The sequence below is a fragment of the Streptomyces sp. WAC03905 genome (assembly GCF_057371075.1).
Genome location: NZ_JBXYDZ010000003.1, coordinates 380,235 through 402,625, shown reverse-complemented (window position 1 = coordinate 402,625; position 22,391 = coordinate 380,235). Strand labels below are relative to the sequence as shown.

Here is a 22,391-nt window from a genome sequence, read left to right as displayed (position 1 = left end):
CGCCCCGGTGCGTTTCCTTAGAAGGTCACGTTCCAGGAGTCGATCCTGCCGGTGTCGCCGCCGGCGTTGTCGTTGACCCGCAGCTTCCAGGTGCCGGCCGCGACCTCGGAGGAGGCGTTGACCGTGTAGACCTGGTTGATGTTGTCGGTGCTGCCGCCCGAGCGGTTGTGGACCGTGTAGACGGTGCCGTCCGGGGCGATCAGGTCGACCTTGAGGTCACCGATGTAGGTGTGCACGATGTTCACACCGACCTTGAGGGTGGCCGGGGCGTTGCCGGTCACGCCGCTGACGGTGATGGGGCTCTCCACGGTGGTGTTGTCACCGATGGCGAAGTCCGCGGTGTTCTCGAAGTACTTGCCGGGCGGCGGGGTGCTGCCGACCGCCTTGAGGGCGTCGACCTGGCCCTCGCCGAAGAAGCCGTTCTTCGCCGTGGTGCCCTTGCAGCGGCTGTCCGACGGGCAGGCGACGTCGTTGGCCTGGGTGGCCAGCTTGTCGCGCAGCTGCGCCGGGGTGATGCCCGGGTTGGTGCTGGCCAGCAGCGCCGCCACACCGGCGACGTGCGGCGAGGCCATCGAGGTACCGCTCATGGAGCCGTACTTGCCGCCCGGCAGGGTGCTGTAGATGCCGGTGGCGTCTCCGCCGGGGGCCGTGACGTCGACGACGTTCAGACCGTAGTTGGAGTAGGAGGCCTTCGCGGTGGTGCCCATCGCCGAGACCGTGACGACGCCCGGCAGCTCGGTCGGGATGTCGAGGCAGGCGTTGGTGATGGTGCGCGTGACCGGCGTCGAGTCGTTCGGGCTCTCGGTGTCGGTCGTCTTGTTGGCCAGGTCGATGTTGGAGTTGCCGGCCGCGGCGACCTGCAGCGAGCCCTTGCCCTCGGCGTACTCCTGGGCGCGCTTGACGCCCTCGATGATCGCGGCCTGGTCGGCGTTGTCCGGGCAGTTGAACTGCCACGGGTCCGTGTAGTAGCTGTTGTTGGTGACCTTGAAGCCGTGGTCGCCGGCCCACATGAAGCCGCAGACGGTGTTCTCGGCGAAGAAGAGCGAGGAGCCCGGCTCGGCGATGCGCACCGAGGAGATCTTCACGCCCGGGGCGACGCCGATGACGCCCTTGCCGTTCTTGGCGGCGGCGACCGTACCGGCCACGTGCGTGCCGTGGGTGCCGACGTCGCGCCAGGCGCCCGCACGGGTGTCCGGCTTGCCGTACGCGCAGGACGCGGAGTCCGCGGCGTTGAAGTTCGGTGCCAGGTCCTGGTGCTGGTCGTCCACACCGGTGTCCAGGATGCCGACCTTGACGGAGGCGGAGCCCGTGGTGACGGCCCAGGCCTGGTCGGCCTTGATCTGCGTCATGTCGGCGCGGACCGGCTCGCCCGAAGGGGTCGTGGACTGCGCCGGGTTGGCGGGAAGCGCCGGGTTGTAGGCGTCCGCCGGCACGTCCGAGGTGCGGGTGGCGCCGACCTGCTGGACCCCGCTCACGCCGCGCATGGTGGTGGCGAAGGAGGCGGACGCGGAGTGGGCGGTGATGACGCCGATGGCGTCGTAGTACTGGAAGACCGTTCCCCCGTTGGCGGTGACCGCGTTGCGGACCGCCGTGGTGTCACCGGGGGCGGTGATCACGAGGTAGGCGCGGGTGCCGGCAGCCCAGGTCGCACTCTGGGAAGCGGGGGCCGCGGCCCTGGGAGCCGCCGCCGCGGGGGCGGGGACGGCCGAGCCGGAGGGAGACACGGGGGCGGTGCCGGCGAGCGCGGCGGGAGCCCCGAAGGCGAGGGCCGCGCCGAGCGTGGCGGCCAGCACGAGGGTACGCCGAGGTCGGCTGGATATGTGGGGTATCAATGCGTCCTCCGAAGACCCGGTGGTCAGGCCGGGTCGTACGAAACAAGTGGTGGACGCAAGATGTCATGCACGCGGCTGGTTGCGGAAGTACCTTTTACAGCCCGGGGGTTCGTTTATCGGTGGCCGAATACCGACTATGGGTGCAAGTGGGGAGAATGCGGCGGGCCGGCCGGGCTGGGCACCGTGGGGGCGAGCCCTGCCCGGCCGGCCCGCCGCGTGCGGAGCGGACCGGCCGAGGAGTCCCGAGGTCAGACCGGCACGCCGTCCTTGGGGTGGTGCGCCGGGACCGGCGCGGAGGCCGCGTCCGCGGCGGCCGTCTCCGGTGCGGAGGCCGGCTGCGTCGCGTGTCCGTCGTCGACGAGGGTCTTCTCGTCGAACGGCAGCCGCCCCGCGAGGACTTCCGAGGCCCGGTCGCGGTCGAACTCCTTCGTCCACGTTCCGATGAGTACGGTGGCGACCGCGTTGCCCGCGAAGTTCGTCAGGGCCCGCGCCTCGCTCATGAACCGGTCGATGCCGACGATCAGGCCGACGCCGTCGACCAGTTCCGGCCGGTGCGACTGCAGGCCGCCCGCGAGGGTCGCCAGGCCCGCACCGGTCACCCCGGCCGCACCCTTGGAAGCGATGATCATGAACAGCAGGAGGGAGATCTGCTCACCCAGGGCCAGCGGCGTCCCCATGGCCTCGGCGACGAACAGCGAGGACATCGTCAGGTAGATGGCGGTCCCGTCCAGATTGAAGGAATAGCCCGTGGGCACCGTGATGCCGGTGACCGGCCGCGACACCCCCAGGTGCTCCATCTTCGCGATCAGCCGCGGCAGCGCCGACTCCGACGAGGAGGTCGACAGGATCAGCAGGAACTCCCGGCCCAGATAGCGCAGCAGGGCGAAGACGCTGACCCCCGTGCACACGCGCAGCAGCGTGCCGAGCACCACGAACACGAACAGCAGACAGGTCGTGTAGAAACCGATCATGATGACGGCGAGGGACTTCAGCGCGTCGATGCCGGTCGCCCCGACCACCGCCGCGATCGCCCCGAAGGCGCCTACGGGAGCCGCCCACATGATCATCGCCAGCACCCGGAACACGAGCTTCTGCACGTGCCCGATCCCCCGCAGGACCGGCTCGCCGGCCGCGCCCATGGCCTGGAGCGCGAACCCGCACAGCAGCGCCACCAGCAGCGTCTGGAGCACCTCCCCGCCGGTGAAGGCGGAGACCAGCGTGGTCGGGATGATCCCCAGCAGGAACTCCGGGGTGCTCTCCGCACCGCCCGCCTTGGCCTGCGCCTCGCCCGCGCTGCGCGCCGCCTCGGTCAGCTGCAGCCCGCTGCCCGGCTCCAGGAGGTTGCCGACCAGCAGGCCGATGGCCAGCGCCACCGTGGACATGACCATGAAGTAGCCGAGGGCCAGCCCGCCCACGGCGCCGACCTTGGCGGCCTTGCGCACGGAACCGATGCCCAGCACGATCGTGCAGAAGATCACGGGCGAGATCATCATCTTGATGAGGTTCACGAAGCCCGTGCCGAGCGGTTTGAGCTCGACGGCGACGCCGGGTGCGGCGAATCCGACCACGATGCCGAGCAGCACCGCGGCGATCACCGCGATGTAGAGATAGTGCGTTCTGTCGCGCTGGGCGGCCACGATGCCTCCTGGTGGTGAAGTCGTCCGGGGAGACCATCACCCAGGGCTGTGACCCCGGTCACCCTTGCGTTCATTGAGTTCACGACCCGGTGCACACTGAGCGCCATGTTCCGCTTGCCTCGTCCGCCGCGCAGCCTCGCCGGCCAGCTCTTCGCCATGCAGGTACTGCTCGTCGCCGTGGTCGTCGCGGGCTGCGCCGTCTTCGCCTACGCCACCGCCCGGGGCCAGGCCGAGGAAGCCGCCAGGCGCCAGGCCGGGGCCGTGGCCCGGGCCGTCGCGGACTCGCCCTCCGTACGGGAAGCGGTACGGGGAGCGGCGGCCGGGAGCGACCCGTCGGCCGCGCTCCAGCCCTACGCCCAGAAGGTCCGCGTGGACTCCGGCGTCGACTTCGTCACGATCATGGCCCCGGACGGCAGGCGCTGGACCCACCCCGACCCCCGCCGGATCGGTGAGCCCTACCTGGGCAACACCGCCCGGGCCCTGCGCGGCGAGACCTTCAGCGAGACCTACACCGGCACCCTCGGCCCCTCGATCCGCGTGGTCACCCCGCTGGAGGACGACGGCCGGATCGTCGGCCTGGTGAGCGCGGGCATCACCGTCCGCGCCATCAGCGACCGGCTCGGCGCGCAGCTCACCGCCCTCGTGTGGGTCGCGGGAGGCGCGCTCGCCCTGGGCGGCGCCGGCACGTACGTCGTCAACGCGAGGCTGCGCCGCCACACTCATGGCATGAACGCGGCCGAGCTCAGCCGGATGTACGACTACCACCAGGCGGCCCTGCACGGTGTGCGCGAGGGGCTCCTCATGCTCGACGGGCAGCGCCGGATCACCCTGATCAACGACGCCGGACGCGAGCTGCTGGGCCTGCCGGGGGACGTCACCGGCACCGGTGCGGCCGATCTCGGCCTGCCCGCGCCCCTCACGGGCGTCCTGCTGGCCGACCGCCCCCGGGTGGACGAGGTGCACCTCACGGCGGACCGCGTCCTGGTGGTCAACAGCTCGCCCGTCGCCGGCGGCGGCCGCCGCGGCACCGTGGTCACCCTGCGCGACCACACCGAACTGCAGGCGCTCACCGGCGAGCTGGACCACGAGCGGGGTTTCACACAGGCCCTGCGCTCGCAGGCCCACGAGGCGGCCAACCGGCTGCACACCGTGGTCTCCCTGATCGAGCTCGGCCGCGCACAGGAGGCGGTGGAGTTCGCCACCGCCGAGCTGGAACTGGCCCAGGCCCTCACCGACGAGGTGGTCACCGCCGTCGGGGAGCCGGTCCTGGTCGCGCTGCTGCTGGGCAAGGCGGCCCAGGCGCACGAGCGGGGCGTCGAACTCGTGGTCACCGCCGACAGCCGCAGCCTCGCCGACCTCGGCGGACTGCCGCCGGCCCGGGACCTCGTCACGGTGCTCGGCAACCTCATCGACAACGCCGTCGACGCGGTGACGGCCGTACCGGGGGCCCGGATCGCGGTCACCCTGCGGCCCGAGCGCGAGGAGCTGCTGCTGCGGGTCGCGGACAACGGACCCGGACTGCCCGAGGGGGTGGACGTCTTCCGCCGGGGCTGGTCCGGCAAGGGGGAGGGCCGCGGCCTCGGTCTCGCACTCGTCCGCCAGGTCGCCCAGCGCTACGGCGGCGCTGTGGTCGCCTCGCAGGGGCCGGGCGGCGGCGCGGAGTTCACCGTACGGCTGCCCACGGCTCCCGAGCCCGCAGCTGATCGGGACGCCGCCGCGGGAGGCGCGCGGTGAGCGGCGGCGAGGTCCGCGTGCTGGTGGTCGAGGACGACCAGGTGGCCGCCGACGCGCACGCGCTCTACGTCGGCCGGGTGCCCGGTTTCACCGCGGTCGGGGCCGTCCACTCGCTCGCCGAGGCCACCCGGGTGCTGGAACGCACCCGGGTCGACCTGCTGCTGCTGGACCTGGGCCTGCCCGACGGGCACGGCCTGCGCTTCGCACGCGGACTGCGGGCCGCCGGGCATCCCGTCGACGTGATCGTGGTGACGTCCGCCCGGGACCTGGCCGTGGTCCGCGAGAGCGTCTCCCTGGGTGTGGTCCAGTACGTCCTGAAGCCCTTCGCGTTCCCCACCCTGCGCGAACGGCTGCTGCGGTACGCCGAGTTCCGCGCGACGGCGGGCGAAGCGGCCGGCCAGGACGACGTCGACCGGGCGATGGCGGCCCTGCGCGCGCCCCGCCCGGCCGAGCTGCCCAAGGGGTTGAGCGCGCCGACCCTGGACCGGGTCGCCGCCCTGCTGCGGGCCGCGCCCGAGGGGCTGACCGCGGCGGGGGCGGCCGAGGCGGCCGGGATCTCGCGGATCACCGCCCGCCGCTACCTGGAGCACCTGGTGGACACCGGCCGCGCGGACCGGACGCCCCGGTACGGCCAGGTCGGCCGCCCCGAACTGCACTACCGCTGGCTGGCGGCGGCCGGTTCGGTGTCGAAGGTGTAGAACTTCCGGTGGTCGAGCATGTCCGCCGGGGTCACGTCGTTCCACGGCCGCATGGTGTCGTTCAGGTCCACCACGTTCGACGTGCCCGCGCCCGGCAGGTACGTGGACTGCGGGTGCTTGGCCTGCCAGTCGGCCCACAGCTTGTCGATGAAGGCGTGGTGCATCCAGAACACCGGGTCGTTGGGGGAGACCCCGGTGGACATCTGCCCGCCGACCCACACGTGCACCCGGTTGTGCAGGTTGACGCCGCGCCAGCCCTCCAGGTGGTTGCGGAAGCCGTTGGAGGAACTGTTCCACGGAGCCATGTCGTAGACCGGCATGGCGAGGACGGAGTCCACCTCGGCCCGGGTCGGCAGCTGGGCCACGCCCGCGCCGAGAGCCCGGCGCAGGTAGGGACGCCCGTCCACGCGCACGTCCACGTTCCACCGGCCCGCCGAGTAGGCGAACGGGCCGTCCATGACCTGCCCGTCACGGGCCCGCCCGGTGCCGCCGAGGAAGTCGGGGGCCCAGAGGGAGGACCGGGTGGTGCGGTCGGCGGTCCAGTCCCAGTACGGGAGCGCGACACTCGCGTCCACCGTCTGCAGCGCCGCCTCGAATTCCAGCAGGAAGCGCCGGTGCCACGGCAGGAAGGAGGGAGAGCGGTGACCGACGCGGTCGCCCGAGTCGGTGTCGCTCATGATGAAGCCGTTGTGGGTGGTGACGAAGCGGTCGTAGCTGCCGTTGCGCTTGAGCTCCAGCAGCGCCGAGGTGAAGGCGCGCTTCTCGTCGGGGGTCAGCGAGGCCTGGTTCTTGCGGACGGTCATGCCGCACCTCCGAAGGGGACGAGGGGCGCGCCCTGGAGGTCGCGGACGGCGGCACGGGCGAGCAGCTTGGGCTCGGCGAAGGTCTCGTAGTGGTTGATGACGCTGATCCAGCTGCCGTCGGCGTTGCGCATGATGTGGAGTTCTCTGCCGTCTATTCGGACGGTGGGTTGGTCGGGGCCGTGGTGGCCCCCGTGGTGGCCTCCGCCGCCCACGGTGATCTGGATGCGGCGGCCCTGGTAGACCTCGTCGACCGTGCCCGGGGGTGTGGGCGCGGCGGGGGTCGCGGCGGCGCTCGTGGCGACGCCCGTTGCTGCAGCGGTCAGGCCGAGGACGGTGAGTGCACCGGCGGTCGTCCCCAGTGCCTGACGGCGGGTGATCTTGTTCATGAGCGAAGAGGTACCAGCGCTCGCGAAGACCGTGGCCGGTATCCGGACATCGGCGGACAAGTTTGCGGTAGAACAAGTTGGATGATCTTCCCGTTCGGACCGGCTGCAGGCGCCCGAACGAGAAGATCTGCGGCGTCGAGCCTACTCGACAGTAATTTCTTCTGGTCGGCGGGTGGCGTATGAACGGTGTCACAGTGAAGAGTCGGCCGGAAGCAGAGCGTCAGCGGCCCCGTCAGGTGGACGTGGCCCCACGCTGCGGGACGTCTTTGATGAACACGAGCCCGTCCGTCGCCGCCAAGTGGGCCGGGTCGAACGGGGAATAGCCGAACCAGGCCGACGCGCGGGGAGCGGTGAGCGTGCCCGCGACAGCCGCCCCGAGCGCGCGGGAGTCGACCACGCAGAGGTCGTCCACGAGCGCGTACAGCACCCCCTCCAGGGTGCCCGGCACGGGGGTGTCCACCCCCCGGTGCCGGATCGTGCCGAGCGCAGTCGCGAAGAAGGCGTACTCCTCGCCCAGGTGCGCGCTCGCGAGTGCACCGGCGCTCCACCACTCCAGCCGCACGCCGCCCATCCGCATCGAGCTCACGTCCCGTTGGAGGTGGCTGTTGTGGGCGTGGACCAAGGTGGGGCCGCGGTCGGCGAGGGCGAGGAGGTTGTGGGCCATCATCAGGCCGCGCTGGCCGACCAGTCGCGCCATGCGGCCGGGCGAGGTGTCGGCCGTCCAGAAGTGGTAGCGCAGCAGGCCCGTCGCCGTGCGCCCGTACAGCCGGGCCCGCTCCCACGCCTCCCGCGAGGTCGCCGTGATCAGGTGCGGGGTGCGTGCGTCGAGCAGTGCCACGAGGTCGTCGGCGAGCAGCCGCAGCTCACGGGCCTCGGCGCTGCGGCCCGCCGACCGGGCCGGGTCGGTCATGGCGGCCGGTTCGGTCCACCGTTCGTCGGCGCCGAGCAGGCGGTCGAGCGCGGGTGCGGTGCAGGGCAGCAGGTCGGCGTCCACGTGGGGGGCGAGATAGGCGTGGAGCGCGGTGAGGGCCTGCCGGGGGCTCGCCGCACCGGTCATCTCCAGCGGGCCGTCGATGCCGGCGAAGCGCAGTCGTTCGGGGGCGGGCCGGCCCTCGTTGAACGCGCGCATCCACCGTACGAGTTCACGGTTGGCCGGCGCTCCGCCGAAGCCGTGGCCGAACCCCCCTTCCATGACCTCGTCGAGGCTGCCGGCGCCGGAGGTGACGTACGCGTCGACGGTGAGTGCCGCCATGCAGTCGCTCTCGACCGCGATCGTCCGGTAGCCCTCCTCCTCGACGAGCTGCCGGAAGAGTTCGTTGCGCACGTCGAGCAGAGCGTCCTCGCCATGCGTGGGCTCGCCCAGGGCGAGCACCCGCGGCCGGCCCGCGAGCAGCCCCAGGACGGCGGCGGCCTCGACGGCGTGGACGGTGTCCTTGATGCCAGTAGCCATGCCTTCAACGCTATCGTTGAAGCAGCGGTTGAAACTTTCCCGCGATATCGTCGGCGCCGTGGCACGAAACCCTCAAAGCAGTGGACGGCTGAGGCCGGTCGACCTGGCACGCGGGCACGGTCTTTCCGCACAGGCCGTCAGGAACTACGAGGAGGCCGGGATCCTGCCGGTCGCCGAGCGGACCGCCCACGGCTACCGCACCTACACCCCCCTGCACGCGCGGGCCCTGGACGCCTTCCTCGCCCTGGTGCCCGGCCACGGCCACCGGACGGCGACGTCGATCATGCGAGCCGTGAACGAGGGCGCCGTCGACGAGGCGTTCCGCCTCATCGACGAGAGCCACGCGCAACTCCTCGACGACCGGCGGACCCTGCGCGCCGTGGAGCAGGCACTGCGGGACCTGGCCCCGGGGCCGGCGTCGCCCGCGCCGTCCGGCGCATCGTTCATCGGGCCGCTCGCGGACCTGCTGGGGATCAGGCCCGCGACCCTGCGCGCGTGGGAGAGGGCCGGGCTCGTCAACCCGCGCCGCGACCCGCTGACCGGCTACCGCGTCTACGACGGGGCGGCCGTGCGGGACGCCCGCCTCACCCACCAACTACGGCGCGGCGGTTACCTGCTGGACCAGATCGCCCCCCTCCTCGCCCAGGTCCGCTCGGCCGGCGGTCCGGAACCCCTGGAGGCGGCACTGCTGACCTGGAGCGAGCGCCTGTCGTCCCGCGGCCGTGCCCTCCTGACCGGTGCTGCCGAGCTGGAGGCGTACCTCCGCGCCCGGGGCTGACGACCCCGCGGGCCTCCGCCACGGCGGCCGATCCCCCGGGCGGATTTCCGAGGTGGATTTCCAAGGCGGATTTCCCCAAGAAAGTTCTGCAAAAAGACTTTTGGAGAGCGGGCGGGCGGCCCTACCCTCCTCCCCATGCCCAGCGAAGATCAGAAGCGCGTGCTCGATCCCGAGCGGGACGCGGCGGCGCTCAAGGCCCTCACCCACCCCCTGCGCATCCGCCTGCTCGGGATGCTCCGGCAGGACGGCCCCGCCACCGCCAGTGAACTCGCGGTCAGGACGGGGGAGTCGTCCGCCTCGACCAGCTACCACCTGCGGGTGCTGGCGAAGTACGCGTTCGTCGCCGAGGCCGAGCATCGTGACGGCCGTGAGCGCCGCTGGCGGTCCGTGCACGCCCTGACCTCCTGGAGCAACGAGGCCATGGAGGCCACACCGGGCAGCCGCGCCTACGTCAACCTCTCGCGCAGGAGGCAGATCGAGCACCTGTCGACGTCCCTGGCCCGCCACGAGGCGGATCTGGCCGACGGCCGGCTGAGCCGGGAGTGGGTGGAGCCCTCCGGGATCAGCGACCGGATGCCCCGGCTGACCCCCGAGTCCCTCACCGAACTCCGTGCGGCGTTCGACCGGCGGCTGGAGGAGCTGACCGCGCGGGACGCGGGCGACCCGCGCGCGGTGCAGGTCGTCCTGCTCACCGCCGGCCTGCCGCTGGCCCCGCGCGGGCCGGGTACCGGCCCGGGCGCCGCCGCGGAAGCCGGGGGCGCGTCGTGAACGGGGGAGGGGGCGCGAGTCCGGACCGGGACCGGGGCCGGGAGGCGAGCGTGGGGCGGGAGGCGAGCGTGGGGCGGGACGCGGGCCGGGTGGTGGAGTCCGACGCCGCACGCCGCCGCTACGTCACGGTCTGCGTCCTGTACTGGCTGCCGCTGGGACTGACCATCGCCCCGCTGATCCTGCTGCTCACCGAGCGCGGGCTGTCCCTGGCCGCCGTAGCCGGCTGCCTGGCAGCGCACTCCCTCACCGCCGCCGTCCTCGAACTGCCCACCGGGGGACTGTCGGACGTCGTGGGGCGCCGGGTCGTCCTGGCGGCCGCCGGCGTGTCGAACCTGGTCGCGCTGGTCCTCGTGGCCCTGGGCACGGCCGCCTGGCAGCTCGCACTCGGCATGGCCCTGGTCGGGGCGGGCCGCGCCCTGTCCAGCGGGCCCGCCGAGGCCTGGTACGTCGACACCGTCCACGCCCGCTCCGGACCGGGCGCCGAACTGCGCACCGGACTGGCCCGCGGCGCCTCCGCGACCTCCGCCGCCCTCGCGGGCGGCACCCTGCTCGGCGGCGCCCTTCCCTGGCTGCTCGGACTCGGTCCGGACCTCGGCGCCCGGCTGGCCGCGGCCACCTCCGGGCTGGTCCTGCCGCTCTCCTGGCCGCTGCTGCTGGGAGCGGCGGTCGAGATCGTCTTCGTCCTCCACGTCCTGACCGCCCTGCGGGAGCCGCCCCGGCCGGCGGCCTCGCTGCGCGACGTCCTGCGGGGCGTACCGGCCACCGTGGCGCGCGGGGTCCGCCTCGGCGGACGCGACGCGCTGGTCCGCCGGGTCCTCATCAGTGCCGCGGGCGCCGGCAGCGCGCTGGCCGTGGTCGAACTGCTCACCCCGGGCCGCACCGCCGACCTGACCGGCGCTCCCGAGTCGGGAGCGGTGCTCTTCGCCGCGCTCGCCTGCGCCGGCTTCGCCTGCTCCGCCATCGGCAGCCACCTCGCGCCGCTCACCGCCCGGCTCGCGGGAAGTGGCCGACGGGCGGTCGTGGTGGGTCTCGGTGCCAGTGCCGGCGGCCTGGTCCTGCTGGCGGCCACGGCCACGTCCACCGGTGTCGCCGCGGTGCTCGCGGGGGCCGCCGGCTTCTGCCTGGTCTACCTCGGCCGGGGTGCGGCGGGACCGAGCGAGAACGAGCTGCTGCACCGCCGGGTCGAGGGCTCGGGGCGAGCCACGGCCCTGTCCGTCCAGTCCCTCGCCCTGCAACTGTCGGCAGCCCTCACCGGTTCGATCGCGGGCCTCCTGCCGCCCGGGCCGCTGCCCTGGCTGCTGGGAGGCGCCGCGATGCTGGCGGGAGCCCTCCTGTGGGTCGACCGCGGCCGCCGGTCCCAGGCAGCCCCGTCCGTCCCGGCCCCGGCCGCCGTCGACGGTCCGCCGCGGGCCGCCGCGGTGGCCGGAGACGGCCCGCCCCACGACGCCCCCTGACTGATGTCCGTTTTGTCAGGTAATGGAGGATATCGTCACCTATAGTCCAGGCATGGCTCTGCATGAGACGAAGGACGCAACCCGCCAGGACGCCGACACGGACGTGTTCGCGTCCACGCTGAGCGGCCAGATCCTCCCCAAGTACCGGATCCCGGAGGACCACTCGCCCACCGAGGTCGTCTACGAACTGCTCCGCAACGAGCTCCTCCTCGACGGCAACGCCGCCCAGAACCTCGCGACCTTCTGCACCACCTGGTCGGACGAGGGCGTGCACCGCCTGATGAACGTCTGCCTCGACAAGAACATGATCGACAAGGACGAGTACCCGCAGACCGCCGAGATCGAGTCCCGGTGCGTCAACATCCTCGCCGACCTGTGGAACGCCCCCGCCGGAACCACCGCGACCGGATGCTCCACCACCGGCTCCAGCGAGGCCGCCATGCTCGGCGGGCTCGCCCTCAAGTGGCGCTGGCGCGAACGCCGCCGGGCTGAGGGACTGCCCACGGACCGCCCGAACCTCGTCTGCGGCCCGGTCCAGATCTGCTGGGACAAGTTCGCCCGCTACTTCGACGTCGAGCTGCGCCAGGTCCCGCTGGAACCCGGTGCCACCGGACTGCAGCCCCACCAGCTCGCCGAGTACGTGGACGAGAACACCATCGGCGTCGTCGCCATCCTCGGCGTCACCTACACCTGCGACTACGAGCCCGTCGCCGAACTCGCCGCCGAACTCGACCGCATCCAGGCCGAGCACGGCTGGGACGTCCCCATCCACGTGGACGGTGCGAGCGGCGGCTTCGTCGCGCCCTTCCTCCACCCCGACGTCGTGTGGGACTTCCGGCTGCCGCGCGTCGCCTCGGTCAACACCTCCGGGCACAAGTACGGGCTCGCGCCCCTCGGAGTCGGCTGGATCATCTGGCGCTCCGCCGACCTGCTCCCCGCCGACCTCGTCTTCAAGGTCGACTACCTCGGCGGCGACATGCCGACCTTCGCCCTCAACTTCTCCCGCCCCGGCGGTGAGATCGTCGCCCAGTACTACCTCTTCCTGCGCCTGGGCCGGGGCGGTTACCGCCGCGTCCAGCAGGCCTGCGCCGACACCGCCCAGTACCTGGCGGGGCAGATCGCCGACATGGGCCCCTTCACGCTCCTCTACGACGGCAAGGGCGCCCTGCCCGCTGTCTCCTACACCCTCACCGACGCCGCCGCGTCCCCCTTCACCCTCTACGACCTTTCCGACCGGCTGCGCATGCGCGGCTGGCAGGTGCCCTCGTACCCGCTGCCCGCCAACCGCGACGACACCGTCATCCAGCGCGTCCTCGTCCGCCACGGAGTGACCCGCGACCAGATCGCGCTCCTGGTCGAGGACATGCGCCGGGCCGTCGAGCACCTGACGGCCACGCCCCCGCCGGTACCGGCCACCGAGCCGCGGTCCGGCTTCCACCACTAGCCGTCGGGGATGGACGGCGGACCGCCCGACGTCTGGGCGCAGGGCGACGCCTACGAGCGGTACATGGGCCGGTGGAGCCGCCGGGTCGCGGAGGTGTTCGTGGCACGGCTGGGCGTTCCGGCCGGGCTGCGGTGGATCGACGTCGGCTGCGGAACCGGCGCGCTGACCGCCGTGGTCACCGAGCAGTGCCGGCCGCGCGCCGTCCTGGGGCTGGACCGGTCCGCCGGGTTCCTGGGGGCGGCCCGGGCGGCCGTGCCCGCGCCGGCCCGGTTCGCCGCGGCCGACGCGTCGGCCTTGCCGGTCCGCGACGCCTCGTTCGACGCGGTCGTCAGCGGGCTGGCCCTCAACTTCTCCGAAGCGCCCGGCACCGCCGTGGCCGAAGCGGCGCGGGTGGTCCGGACCGGCGGGCTCGTCGCGGCGTACGTATGGGACTACGCGGACGGCATGAGCCTCCTGCGCCGGTTCTGGGACGCGGCGGCCGCCGTTGCCCCCGCGGCCGCCGCGCTGGACGAGGCCCGGCGGTTCGCGGTGTGCCGCCCCGGCCCGCTGCACGCGCTCTGGACCGGGGCGGGGCTGGCCGACGTGACGGTCGCGCCCGTCGAGGTGCCCACCGTGTTCGGCGGTTTCGACGACCTGTGGGAGCCCTTCCTCTCCGGCCAGGGGCCGGCTCCCGGCTACGTCGCGACGCTGACCCCCGCCGCCCGCGACCGCCTGCGCACCCGGCTCGCGTCGGACCTGCCCTTCGGCCCGGACGGCTCGGTCGCCCTCACCGCCCGCGCCTGGGCGGTGAGGGGCCGCCGCCGGTCCTGACCGGTGCCTCGCCGACCGTGCCGGGCTCGCGGAGCCTCCTACTTGGCGCCGAAGTTCTGCGTCCACCAGGGGCCGCCCGCGCCCTGGTGGATGCCCACGCCGATGTCCTTGAAGGAGCAGTTGAGGATGTTCGCCCGGTGGCCCGTGCTCTTCATCCAGGAGTCCATCACCGACTGCGCCGTCTGCTGGCCCCTGGCGATGTTCTCGCCGTACGTCGACCAGCGGTAGCCGGACGCCGTCGTGCGCTGGCCGGGGTCCTTGCCGTCCGGGTTGGTGTGGTCGAAGAAGCTCCGTGCGGCCATGTCGTCGGAGTGCCCCTGCGCCGCGGACCGCAGCTGCGGGTCCTCCCTGAGGGGGCCGCAGCCCGCCGCCGCCCGCTCGCTGTTGACCAGCGCCACCACCTGGCCGGCGATGCCCGGCGGAGCGGGCGCCGGCTTCGGCGTCGCCGGGCGCGGACTCGGCGAGCTGCTGCGGCTCTGCGTGGGGCTCGGGCTCGCCGACGGGCTCGCGGAGGCCGAGGCGGAGGCGGACGGGGACGGGGAGGCCGACACGGACGCCGAGGGGGAGGCCGGCTGCGACGGAACCCCCGCGGACTCCGTGGCGGAGAGCGCGGCCAGGGGCGCGGCGGACGCCCCGCCCTCGTCCTTCGGGCTCCCGGAACCGGGAAGCCCGCCGAGGTAGGCCAGGCCACCGCCCGCGACGCAGGCGGCGACCACCGCGCCGCCGACCACCCGGCGGCGGCTCCGCCGGCGCTTGCGCAGCGCGCCCCGGCCGCCGGTGCCCCTGCCCGGCTCCGTGACCGGCCCGGCGTGCGCCACCGGCGTGAGCTGGGTGGCCGCGTCGGTGAAACCGCCGTCGGCGCCGTCCGTGCCGTCCGCCGCGTAGGCCACCGCCGCGCCGTCGAAGGCGGTGGCGCCGGCCGAGCGCATCCCGGCCAGCAGGGCCGCCGAGACGGGCACGAGGGCCAGACCGGCCAGCAGTCCCTCCGCGGGCACCAGTCCGCCCCACAGCCCGGAACACCGCACGCATTCCCGTGCGTGACGGGCTATTCGCTTGCGCCACAGCGCCGAGGGCTGCCCGTCCCAGCCCCCCAGTACCGTCCGCAGCTCCTCGCACGCCGGCTGGGCGTCCAGGGCGCGCTCCACCACCCGGGCCGCCTCCAGCTGTGCCTTCATCCGCTGCACGCGCACCGCCGTGTGCTGCGTGGACAGCTCCAGCGCCGAGGCCACCTCCGCCCGGGTCAGCTCCCCGGCGCACTCCAGCCACCACAGCGACAGCAGCGCGCGGTCCTCCGGCTCCAGCCAGCGCGTCGCCCGGGCCGTCTCGCGCCGCTGGCCCGCCAGGTTGAGGCGTACGACGGTCAGGTCGACGAAGTCCGCGCCCGGATCGGCCACGTCCCAGGCCGACTCCAGGGTGCTCTCGCCGAAGCCGCTCTGCCGGGCCTGCCAGTGCGCCCGCACCCGGTTCATCGCGATGGCCACCAGCCAGGACCGGAACGACTCGTCCGCACGCAGGCCGCCCAGGCCGTCCAGGGCCCGCAGCATCGTGTCCTGCACCACGTCGTCCACGTCGCAGGAGCCGTTCAGCGCGCGCCCGACGATGTTGTAGACGAGCGGGAGGTGGGCGCCGACGAGCTCGTCCTGGGCGCGGGGATCGCCCGCGCGAGCCGCTGCCACCAGCGCTGCGGTGTGCTGAGTAGTCATGTGAATGTCCCTGTCCGTACCGGCGGTCGATGATGCCCGATACATGGGAGACCGCGACGACGGGCCTCGATAACAGTTAATCGGAAGAATTTTCCCGGACGCCATTCCCGGGCACCCACCGGGGTCACAACAGGGGCGTCAACGCCTCCGCGGCGGCGCGCACGGCGGGCGCGTACGACTCCAATTCCTCCCGCGGGACGAGGAAGGCCACCGTGGTGACGCTGACCCCGCCGACCGGTCGGCCCGACGGGCCGAGGACCGCCGCCCCGATGCAGCGGATGGTGGGTTCGTTCTCCTCGTCGTCGAGCGCGTACCCCAGCGAACGGACCGCCGCCAACTGCGCGTAGAGCGCCCGTGGGGTCGTGAGGGTGTTCGGTGTCCGGGCCGGCAGCCCGGTGGCGGCCACGAGTCCGGCCACCTCCCCCGCGGGCAGGTGCGCCAGTACGCCCTTGCCGATCGCGGTCGTGTGCAGCGGCATGCGCATCCCGACCCGGGAGGCGGTCCGGAAGGGCTGGTCGCCCTCCAGCTTGCGGATGTAGGTGATCGCCTCGCCGCTGTGCAGGGCGAGATGGACGGTGTGGCCGGTGGTCCGTTGCAGCTCGCCGAGGACCCGCCCGATCCCGGCCGGCTCTCCGCCGTCGACCAGGGCGGACAGCGCGCGCAGCCGGGGCCCCACGCCGTAGCGGCTCTCCGGCGCAGGGCGTACGAACCCCTGGTCGACCAGCGACGCCAGGATGCGGAAGGTGCTCGACTTCGGGACGGCGGCGGCCGCCGCCACGTCGGTCAGCCGGTGCGGGCCGCCCGGCGCCGCCACCGCCTCCAGGACGCGCAGCGACTTCTCCGCCGCCGACCCGGCCGCCGACGACCGGCCACCCGCGCGCACGTCCCCGGCGCTTTCCTCGGCATGCGACACCACGACAACTCCCGCTGTGTGTAAGGTCTGGACCACATCGTTCCGCCTGACGATACGCAGTTCCACTACGTGGAACAAACGGGGAGGGTTTCCATGTCCAGCCACCCGTACGCGGTGCTGGCCGCCCAGCGCCTCCTTCCGGTGCTGCGCAACGCCGACGCCGATGACGCCGTGCGCGCCACCACCGCCCTGCTCGCCGCCGGCTGCCGCGTCGTGGAGCTGACCACCTCCACCCCCGGCTGGGCCGCGGCCGTCACCCGGACGGCCGCGCTTCCGGACGCGCAGGGACGTCCCGCCCTGATCGGCGTGGGCACGGTGACGACCACCGAGCAGGCCGAGACCGCCCTGGACGCGGGCGCCGGCTTCCTGGTGTCCCCCTACCCGGCGCCCGAGGTCCGCGAGGTCGCCCGGCGGCGCGAAGCCGTCTTCATCGAGGGCGGATTCACCCCCGCCGAGATCGCGTCCGCCGTCCGGGCCGGCGGCGCCGCCAAGGTCTTCCCCGCCCACGTGGGCGGCCCGCGGTTCCTGCGCTCCGTCCGGGCCGTCCTGCCGGACGCGGTGCTCGTCCCGACCGGCGGCATCCGCCCGGCCGAGGTCGCCGCATGGCTCGCGGCGGGCGCCACCGCCGTCGGCATCGGCGGCGGCCTGCCGACCGACCCCGGCGAACTCGCCGCCGTGTTCGCCGCCGCGGCCCCGGAGCCGCGGCCGTGACCCGGCGACGGACCGCCTCGGACTACGACGTCCTGGTACTCGGCGAGGTCCTGGTCGAGATCCACGCGGGCACCACCCTGCGCGAAGCCGCCGACGGCACCTCGGCCCGCATCTCCTACTCCGGCGACGCCCTCAACGCGGCGGCCGCCGCGGCCGCCGCCGGGGCCCGTACCGCCCTGCTCGCCGTGGTCGGCGACGACGAACTCAGCGTCCCGCTGCTGCGCCGGGCCGCCGAACTCGGCGTGGACGTCTCCCACGTCCGCCGCGCCCCGCACCCCAACGGCGCCTACCTGCTCTGCGCCGACCCCGACGGCGACCGCGAGTTCGTCTACTGGCGCACCCGCAGCGCCGGCTCCACCCTCTCGCCCGGGCACGTCGCATCGTGGCGCGACCTGCTGACCCGCTGCGGGGCGCTCGTCACCAGTGGCATCACCGGCGCCCTGGCGCCGAGCAGCCGCGCCGCCGTACTGGCCGCCGCGCGCCTCGTCCACGGCGCGGGCGGGCACCTCACGTACGACCCCAACTTCCGCCCCCGCCTCACCGGCCGGGCCGAGGCCCGGGAACTGCTCACCCGGATCGCCCCGCTGACCGGACTGCTCAAGACCTCCTGCCCGGCCGACGCGCAGGCCCTCGTCGGCACGACCGACCCGGTGCGGGCCGCCGCCCGGCTGCGGGCGCTCGGCGCCCGCACGGTCGCCGTCACCGCCGGCGCGGACCGGCTCCTGCTCGACGACGGAGGCGGGGCCGCCTACCACCCGGTGCCCGTGAACCCCGCGCCCGTCGACGCTACGGGCGCGGGCGACTGCTTCACGGGCACCACCACCGCACGGCTCGTCCTCGGCGACCGCCTCACGGACGCCGTGGCCCACGGCATCGCCGCCGCCTCGCTCTCGGTGTCCGGCCGCGGCGGCACCGGCCGGGTCCCGGAGTTCAGTGAGACGGCGGCGCTGGCGGCCGCGCTCCGGGGAAGGACGGCGGGGTGAGCGGTCCGCCCGTGCCCCGGAGCTGCTCCACCGGCGGTTCCGGATCGGCCACCCAGCCCGCGGCGAGGACCAGCCGCGAGACCCGGTGGACGGCCAGGAATCCGAACGGCCGGTCGAAGGCGACCCGGGCCCTCCGGGCGCGGTACCCCGGCTGACGGGCGGCGGCGCCCGGTCTGGCGGCGACGGCGGTGACGGCGGCCGCCTCGAATCCCGCGGCGTGGAACCGGGCCGTCGCCGACTGCCGGGCCGAACTGATCGCCAGCGGTCCGGTGCTGATGCCGGGAAAGTGCCCGCGGCCGCTGTCGGTCGCGGTGCGCAGTCCGAACAGCGCCGCGTCCGCCAGCAGGTCGTGCTCCGCGGCCAGGGAGAAGGCGACCGTGGACACCGACAGCACGGGCCGCGGGCCGAACGCGTCCACCGTCCCGATCGCCAGCCCGGGGCCCGGCGTCCCGTCCGGGAGGGCGTCGCCGCGCACGGACGGGAGGTCGCCGGAGACGGCGGCGATGCCGGTCGCCAGTACCTCGGCGGCAGGCGCCGCCGGATCACCGAGGAGCAGGTGGACGTCCATGTCCATGCCCTCGGCGCCGGTGACGGTCAGGGCCGTGACCCGCCCCGCGGGGCCCCGGGTGACCCGCACCGGGTCCAGTGAGGACGTGGTGCGCACCAGCTGCCGTACACCGCGTCCCGCCCAGGGCCCCTCGGACGGGCGGCCGGGGAACTCCCGGAACGGCTCGGCCCACTTCAGCGTCAGCGCGAGCGCGGACGCGAGGACGAGACGGGTGTCGTGCCGGAGGGACACCGGCATGCGCTCGATCAGGCCGCCCGTCCGCTCCGCCGCCCACCCGTCCAGGACCCTCGTGTCCGCCTCCGGCACGCCGGTCAGGGTGCCCCGGGTGCCGGGCGGCAGCTTCGCCGACCAGCCGTCCTCCAGCGGCAGGTCGGCCGCGACCCACAGGCCGGTCGCGGTACTGAGCCCCCGTACGCCGTCCAGCGCACCGAGCAGCTCCCGCGCGGCGCCCGCCGCGTCCCCGGCGGGCGTACCCAGGGCCTGCGCCAGTTCGGTGCGGGCCGGACCGGCGGAGCCGTCCGCGAGGAGCGCGAGCAGCGGCCAGACCCCGGCCGCGGTGAAGACCGTGCCCCCGCCGGTGGCGGCCCGCGCGGCCCAACGTGCGGTGAGGTGGTTGACCGCCCGTACCGTCGAAGGCGTCTGCGTCTGCGTCATGCGGGGAGGGTACGTGGAGGGGCGCCGCCGGGCCGGACGGACGTCCACGGCCCGGCGGCGCCGGTCAGCGGCCGCGCAGGCCCCGGTCGACGGCCGTCATCAGCTCGCCGTCGGCGGTGTCCGCGTCCAGCGACCAGAACATCGCGCCGCCCAGGCCGTGTTCCCGGATGTAGCCGGTCTTGGCGCGCAGCACCTGGGGGTCGTCGTAGGTCCAGAGGGTGGAGCCGTCGAAGAGCCAGGCGTGTCCGTTGCGCCGGTCGCGGTGGACCTGGTACGCGCCGGAGTCCGCCAGCTTCTTCAGCGCCCTGTAGTCCTCGTACCCGGCGGCCCAGGTGGCGGGGGCCGGCCCGGTGGCGGGCTGGCCCATGCCGTCGCCGCCGCCGCTGACGCCGGTCCAGCCCTGCCCGTAGAACGGCATGCCCATCACGAGTTTGTGCGCGGGCGCCCCGCGTCGCTGCCAGGCCTCCACGGTGCCCTGGACGCTGAAGTCGCCCCGGGCGTACAGCGCGGACTGCTGCGCGGTCCTCGGCTCGCCCGAGACGTGGAAGTCGTAGCCCTGGAGGTTGACGAAGTCCAGGTCGCGCATGATGCGGCGGACGTCGAAGCCCGCGTCGATCTTGGCGGGGGCGGTCGGGACGAAGGCCGTCAGCTCGTACTTCGTGCCCCGCTTCTGGCTGCGCGCGTACGCGTCGAGCTGGCTGCGGAACTCCTTGACCAGTTCGGTGAAGTTGCGCTTGTCCTCGGGGCGGTAGGTGGTGTCGGTGTCGCCCGCGGAACCGGGCCACTCCCAGTCGAGGTCGATCCCGTCGAAGACGCCGGCGGCGGCTCCGGCCCCGCCCCGGGTCCCGTCCTGGGGGAGGTTGCCCTTGATGTACAGGTCGATGCAGGACGCGACGAATGCCTTGCGGGAGGCAGGGGTGAGCGCGGCGTCGGAGAAGTGCGTGGACCAGCTCCAGCCGCCCAGCGAGATCAGCACCTTGAGGCCGGGGTGCTTCGCCTTGAGCTCGCGCAGCTGGTTGAAGTTGCCGGCGAGGGGCTGGTCCCAGGTGTCGGCGACCCCGTCGACGGAGTTCGCGGCGTCGAGCGGACGGGCGTAGTCGGCCCAGGCGTCGGCCTCGCCGGGCACGTTCCCGGTGAAGCACTTGCCGTCCGCGCTGACGTTGCCGAAGGCGTAGTTGATGTGGGTGAGTCTGCCGGCGGAGCCGTTCGCGTCGAGGTCCTGGACCTGGAAGTCCCTTCCGTAGACGCCCCATTGGGTGAAGTAGCCGACCTTCTTGTACGAGCGGCCGGCTCCTCCGTGGGCGGACGCGTCCCCGTCGGCGGGGGCGAAAGCGGTCAGGAGGGAGAGGGAACAGGCGGCTACGGCCAGTCTGCCGAGCATGCTGCGGCGCATGGGCTTCCTTTGCGGATGCGAGGAGTGGGCGTGAGCGCGTGCGGCGGTGCATGCCGGAAACTATTGGTCTGGACCAGAGCGGTCAAGGGGGTGGCCGAAACCGGTCGCTCCCGAGCGGCGAGGGGGCCCGATGCCCTCGGGGACCGCCCGCGGCGGCTTCCTCCCGACCCCCTTGATCGAACTGCGGCCGCAGCGCCTCGGTAGTGTGTGCGAGTGACGCTCACCGACGACCGACAGTTCCCCGCCGCGCTCGCGGCCGCCATGGCGGCGCCTTTCGACTACGCGGAGGGCGACGGCGTCGACTTCGAGCCCTTCGAGGCCTTCCTGTCCGCCGAGGACACCACGGACTGGTTCCGGGCCTGGACCGGCAACAACGAGCTGGACGGCGGCGTCTTCCGCGTCTTCGGCCAGGACGGCACGGGCGGGTACGCGGCGTTCTGGCTCGTCCGGCCGGGGCTGGCGGTGGCGGACCAGCCGGTGGTGTTCCTCGGGTCCGAGGGGGAGACGGCCGTCGTGTCCCGCGATCTGGGCGACTTCCTGTGGCTGCTGGCCGACGGCTGCGGACCGTACGAGGCGGCCGCGCCGTACGGCGCCGCCTGGACCTCGCGCCCGGACGAGGCGCTGACGGCCGTGGCCGAGCGGTTCGCTCCCGACGCGCGCCGCACGGCGGGCGCCGTGATCGAGCTGGCGGCCGAGGAGTTCCCCGATTTCGACGACACCATCCTGGAGCTCTGCCGCTGACGCCGCGGGGCGGCCAATTCGCTGGAACCCCGGCGCGCTTGCGCACCTGGACCGAGTGAGGCCCGGTCCTGCCGTCCGACCGGGAAGCCCCGCACGCCGGCCGGCCGGCGTGCGTGCCTAAAGTTCGTGCTGTATGCAGCCAGTTGGGGAGCCCCAGGAGGACACCGACCATGCAGCCCCGTACGGCGACCGCCGCCGACATACCCGAACTGATCCGGCTCAGGGCCGCCGCGCTCGACGCCCTCGGCGTCGACCCCGGACCGGCCGACGCGCCGTGGCGGGCCATCGCCCGCGGCTGGTTCGCCGAACGGGTCGCGGGGGACCGGTCCGACTGCACCTGTCTGGTCGTCGGCGGCGGGCCCGGTGAGCCGCTGCTGGCCGCGGGCATGGCCTGGGTGACGTACCACCTGCCCGGGCCGCGGTGGCCGGACGGGCGGCGCGGCTACATCGACGGCATGGTCACGGAGGCGGCGGCCCGCGGGCAGGGCCATGCGGGACGGATCGTCGCCGGGCTGGTCGAGTGGCTGAACGGACTCGGCGTCCACTACGTCCAACTGCACGCCAGCTCCGCGGGCGAGCCCGTGTACCGTGCCGCGGGCTTCGTCCCCGCCCGGTACCCCGGGATGGACCTGATCACGACGTAGGTCGTGCCCGCCGGCCGCGCGGCCCGTCGGGCATCACCGGCGTCCCGGGCCGGTCGTTCCGGCGGTGGGCCGAGGAGGACGCGCACCTGGTCCGCTGAAGCCACGGGGACCCCCGCCGAATCCGGCCCCCACCCCACCCCACGTGGGCGTTCTGGCAGACTGGGCGCGTAACCAGGCGGTGCAGGACAGGAAACCGGTGCGATTCCGGTGCGGTCCCGCCACTGTGACCGGTCTCCCCACGCGGGAGACCGGGAGTCAGACACTGACGCACCGCCCCTGCTCCTTCA

20 protein-coding genes and 1 riboswitch are annotated in these 22,391 nt (G+C 73.8%); of the genes, 11 read left to right on the top strand and 9 right to left on the bottom strand.

Features of this window, described 5'->3' with window-relative positions; all coding sequences use genetic code 11:
• Positions 1–17: 17 nt before the first annotated feature.
• Together AC2RP6_RS04725 and AC2RP6_RS04720 are read right to left on the bottom strand one after the other, a co-directional pair.
• On the bottom strand, positions 18–1,793 hold the full coding sequence (locus AC2RP6_RS04725) for a S8 family peptidase (protein WP_486444983.1): 1,776 nt from the start codon (positions 1,791–1,793) through the stop codon (positions 18–20).
• Between the two features lie 287 nt (positions 1,794–2,080).
• A complete protein-coding gene (locus tag AC2RP6_RS04720) occupies positions 2,081–3,469 on the bottom strand; it encodes a cation:dicarboxylate symporter family transporter (protein ID WP_486444982.1) in 1,389 nt (462 codons plus the stop codon).
• A gap of 105 nt (positions 3,470–3,574) precedes the next feature.
• Between AC2RP6_RS04720 and AC2RP6_RS04715 the strand changes: the two genes are divergently transcribed.
• Both AC2RP6_RS04715 and AC2RP6_RS04710 read left to right on the top strand, forming a co-directional pair.
• Entirely contained in the window at positions 3,575–5,203 is a 1,629-nt protein-coding gene (locus tag AC2RP6_RS04715) for a sensor histidine kinase (protein ID WP_486444981.1), read from the top strand.
• On the top strand, positions 5,200–5,901 hold the full coding sequence (locus AC2RP6_RS04710) for a response regulator (RefSeq protein ID WP_486444980.1): 702 nt from the start codon (positions 5,200–5,202) through the stop codon (positions 5,899–5,901). Before AC2RP6_RS04715 ends, AC2RP6_RS04710 begins: the two co-directional genes overlap by 4 nt.
• Here the strand turns inward: AC2RP6_RS04710 and melC2 are convergent.
• The 3 genes from melC2 to AC2RP6_RS04695 all read right to left on the bottom strand — a co-directional run bounded on the left by melC2 (position 5,859) and on the right by AC2RP6_RS04695 (position 8,540).
• Positions 5,859–6,704 carry a tyrosinase MelC2 gene (gene melC2, locus AC2RP6_RS04705; RefSeq protein ID WP_486444979.1) on the bottom strand — a complete coding sequence of 282 codons (846 nt, stop codon included), beginning with the start codon at positions 6,702–6,704 and terminating at the stop codon, positions 5,859–5,861. The genes AC2RP6_RS04710 and melC2 overlap by 43 nt on opposite strands.
• Positions 6,701–7,090, bottom strand: coding sequence for an apotyrosinase chaperone MelC1 (gene melC1, locus AC2RP6_RS04700; RefSeq protein ID WP_486444978.1), 390 nt, complete (start codon positions 7,088–7,090; stop codon positions 6,701–6,703). The genes melC2 and melC1 overlap by 4 nt, the downstream gene beginning before the upstream one ends.
• A gap of 232 nt (positions 7,091–7,322) precedes the next feature.
• A complete protein-coding gene (locus AC2RP6_RS04695) occupies positions 7,323–8,540 on the bottom strand; it encodes an erythromycin esterase family protein (RefSeq protein ID WP_486444977.1) in 1,218 nt (405 codons plus the stop codon).
• Between the two features lie 58 nt (positions 8,541–8,598).
• Here AC2RP6_RS04695 and AC2RP6_RS04690 point away from each other — a divergent pair, with 58 nt between their 5' ends.
• The 5 genes from AC2RP6_RS04690 (at position 8,599) to AC2RP6_RS04670 (ending at position 13,794) form a co-directional block, all read left to right on the top strand.
• Positions 8,599–9,318, top strand: coding sequence for a TioE family transcriptional regulator (locus AC2RP6_RS04690; RefSeq protein ID WP_486444976.1), 720 nt, complete (start codon positions 8,599–8,601; stop codon positions 9,316–9,318).
• 135 nt (positions 9,319–9,453) lie between these two features.
• A complete protein-coding gene (locus tag AC2RP6_RS04685; RefSeq protein WP_486444975.1) occupies positions 9,454–10,086 on the top strand; it encodes an ArsR/SmtB family transcription factor in 633 nt (210 codons plus the stop codon).
• 68 nt (positions 10,087–10,154) lie between these two features.
• Complete coding sequence (locus AC2RP6_RS04680; RefSeq protein ID WP_486444974.1) at positions 10,155–11,540, top strand: MFS transporter; 1,386 nt, start codon at positions 10,155–10,157, stop codon at positions 11,538–11,540.
• A gap of 52 nt (positions 11,541–11,592) precedes the next feature.
• The gene (gene gad / locus AC2RP6_RS04675; protein ID WP_486444973.1) at positions 11,593–12,984 is read left to right on the top strand and encodes a glutamate decarboxylase; all 1,392 of its coding nucleotides are present in this window, start codon (positions 11,593–11,595) and stop codon (positions 12,982–12,984) included.
• A 9-nt stretch (positions 12,985–12,993) separates the two neighbouring features.
• Positions 12,994–13,794, top strand: a complete 801-nt coding sequence (locus AC2RP6_RS04670) for a class I SAM-dependent methyltransferase (RefSeq protein ID WP_486444972.1) — start codon at positions 12,994–12,996, stop codon at positions 13,792–13,794.
• 38 nt (positions 13,795–13,832) lie between these two features.
• Here AC2RP6_RS04670 and AC2RP6_RS04665 read toward each other — a convergent pair whose 3' ends face one another.
• Both AC2RP6_RS04665 and AC2RP6_RS04660 read right to left on the bottom strand, forming a co-directional pair.
• Positions 13,833–15,497 (bottom strand): sigma-70 family RNA polymerase sigma factor, encoded by a 1,665-nt coding sequence (locus AC2RP6_RS04665; protein ID WP_486444971.1) that lies wholly within the window; start codon positions 15,495–15,497, stop codon positions 13,833–13,835.
• Between the two features lie 124 nt (positions 15,498–15,621).
• Entirely contained in the window at positions 15,622–16,413 is a 792-nt protein-coding gene (locus AC2RP6_RS04660) for an IclR family transcriptional regulator (protein ID WP_486444970.1), read from the bottom strand.
• A 90-nt stretch (positions 16,414–16,503) separates the two neighbouring features.
• Here AC2RP6_RS04660 and AC2RP6_RS04655 point away from each other — a divergent pair, with 90 nt between their 5' ends.
• Together AC2RP6_RS04655 and AC2RP6_RS04650 are read left to right on the top strand one after the other, a co-directional pair.
• Positions 16,504–17,121 carry a bifunctional 4-hydroxy-2-oxoglutarate aldolase/2-dehydro-3-deoxy-phosphogluconate aldolase gene (locus AC2RP6_RS04655; RefSeq protein ID WP_486444969.1) on the top strand — a complete coding sequence of 206 codons (618 nt, stop codon included), beginning with the start codon at positions 16,504–16,506 and terminating at the stop codon, positions 17,119–17,121.
• Positions 17,118–18,104 (top strand): PfkB family carbohydrate kinase, encoded by a 987-nt coding sequence (locus AC2RP6_RS04650; protein ID WP_486444968.1) that lies wholly within the window; start codon positions 17,118–17,120, stop codon positions 18,102–18,104. Before AC2RP6_RS04655 ends, AC2RP6_RS04650 begins: the two co-directional genes overlap by 4 nt.
• Here the strand turns inward: AC2RP6_RS04650 and AC2RP6_RS04645 are convergent.
• Positions 18,052–19,326, bottom strand: a complete 1,275-nt coding sequence (locus AC2RP6_RS04645; protein ID WP_486444967.1) for a serpin family protein — start codon at positions 19,324–19,326, stop codon at positions 18,052–18,054. The two genes, AC2RP6_RS04650 and AC2RP6_RS04645, sit on opposite strands and share 53 nt — an antisense overlap.
• A gap of 64 nt (positions 19,327–19,390) precedes the next feature.
• Positions 19,391–20,719 (bottom strand): glycoside hydrolase family 18 protein, encoded by a 1,329-nt coding sequence (locus tag AC2RP6_RS04640; RefSeq protein ID WP_486444966.1) that lies wholly within the window; start codon positions 20,717–20,719, stop codon positions 19,391–19,393.
• A gap of 213 nt (positions 20,720–20,932) precedes the next feature.
• Here AC2RP6_RS04640 and AC2RP6_RS04635 point away from each other — a divergent pair, with 213 nt between their 5' ends.
• Both AC2RP6_RS04635 and AC2RP6_RS04630 read left to right on the top strand, forming a co-directional pair.
• Positions 20,933–21,460, top strand: coding sequence for an SMI1/KNR4 family protein (locus tag AC2RP6_RS04635; protein WP_486444965.1), 528 nt, complete (start codon positions 20,933–20,935; stop codon positions 21,458–21,460).
• A gap of 170 nt (positions 21,461–21,630) precedes the next feature.
• Entirely contained in the window at positions 21,631–22,104 is a 474-nt protein-coding gene (locus AC2RP6_RS04630) for a GNAT family N-acetyltransferase (protein WP_486444964.1), read from the top strand.
• Positions 22,105–22,252: 148 nt separating this feature from the next.
• Positions 22,253–22,389, top strand: a riboswitch (cobalamin riboswitch).
• Positions 22,390–22,391 lie beyond the last annotated feature (2 nt).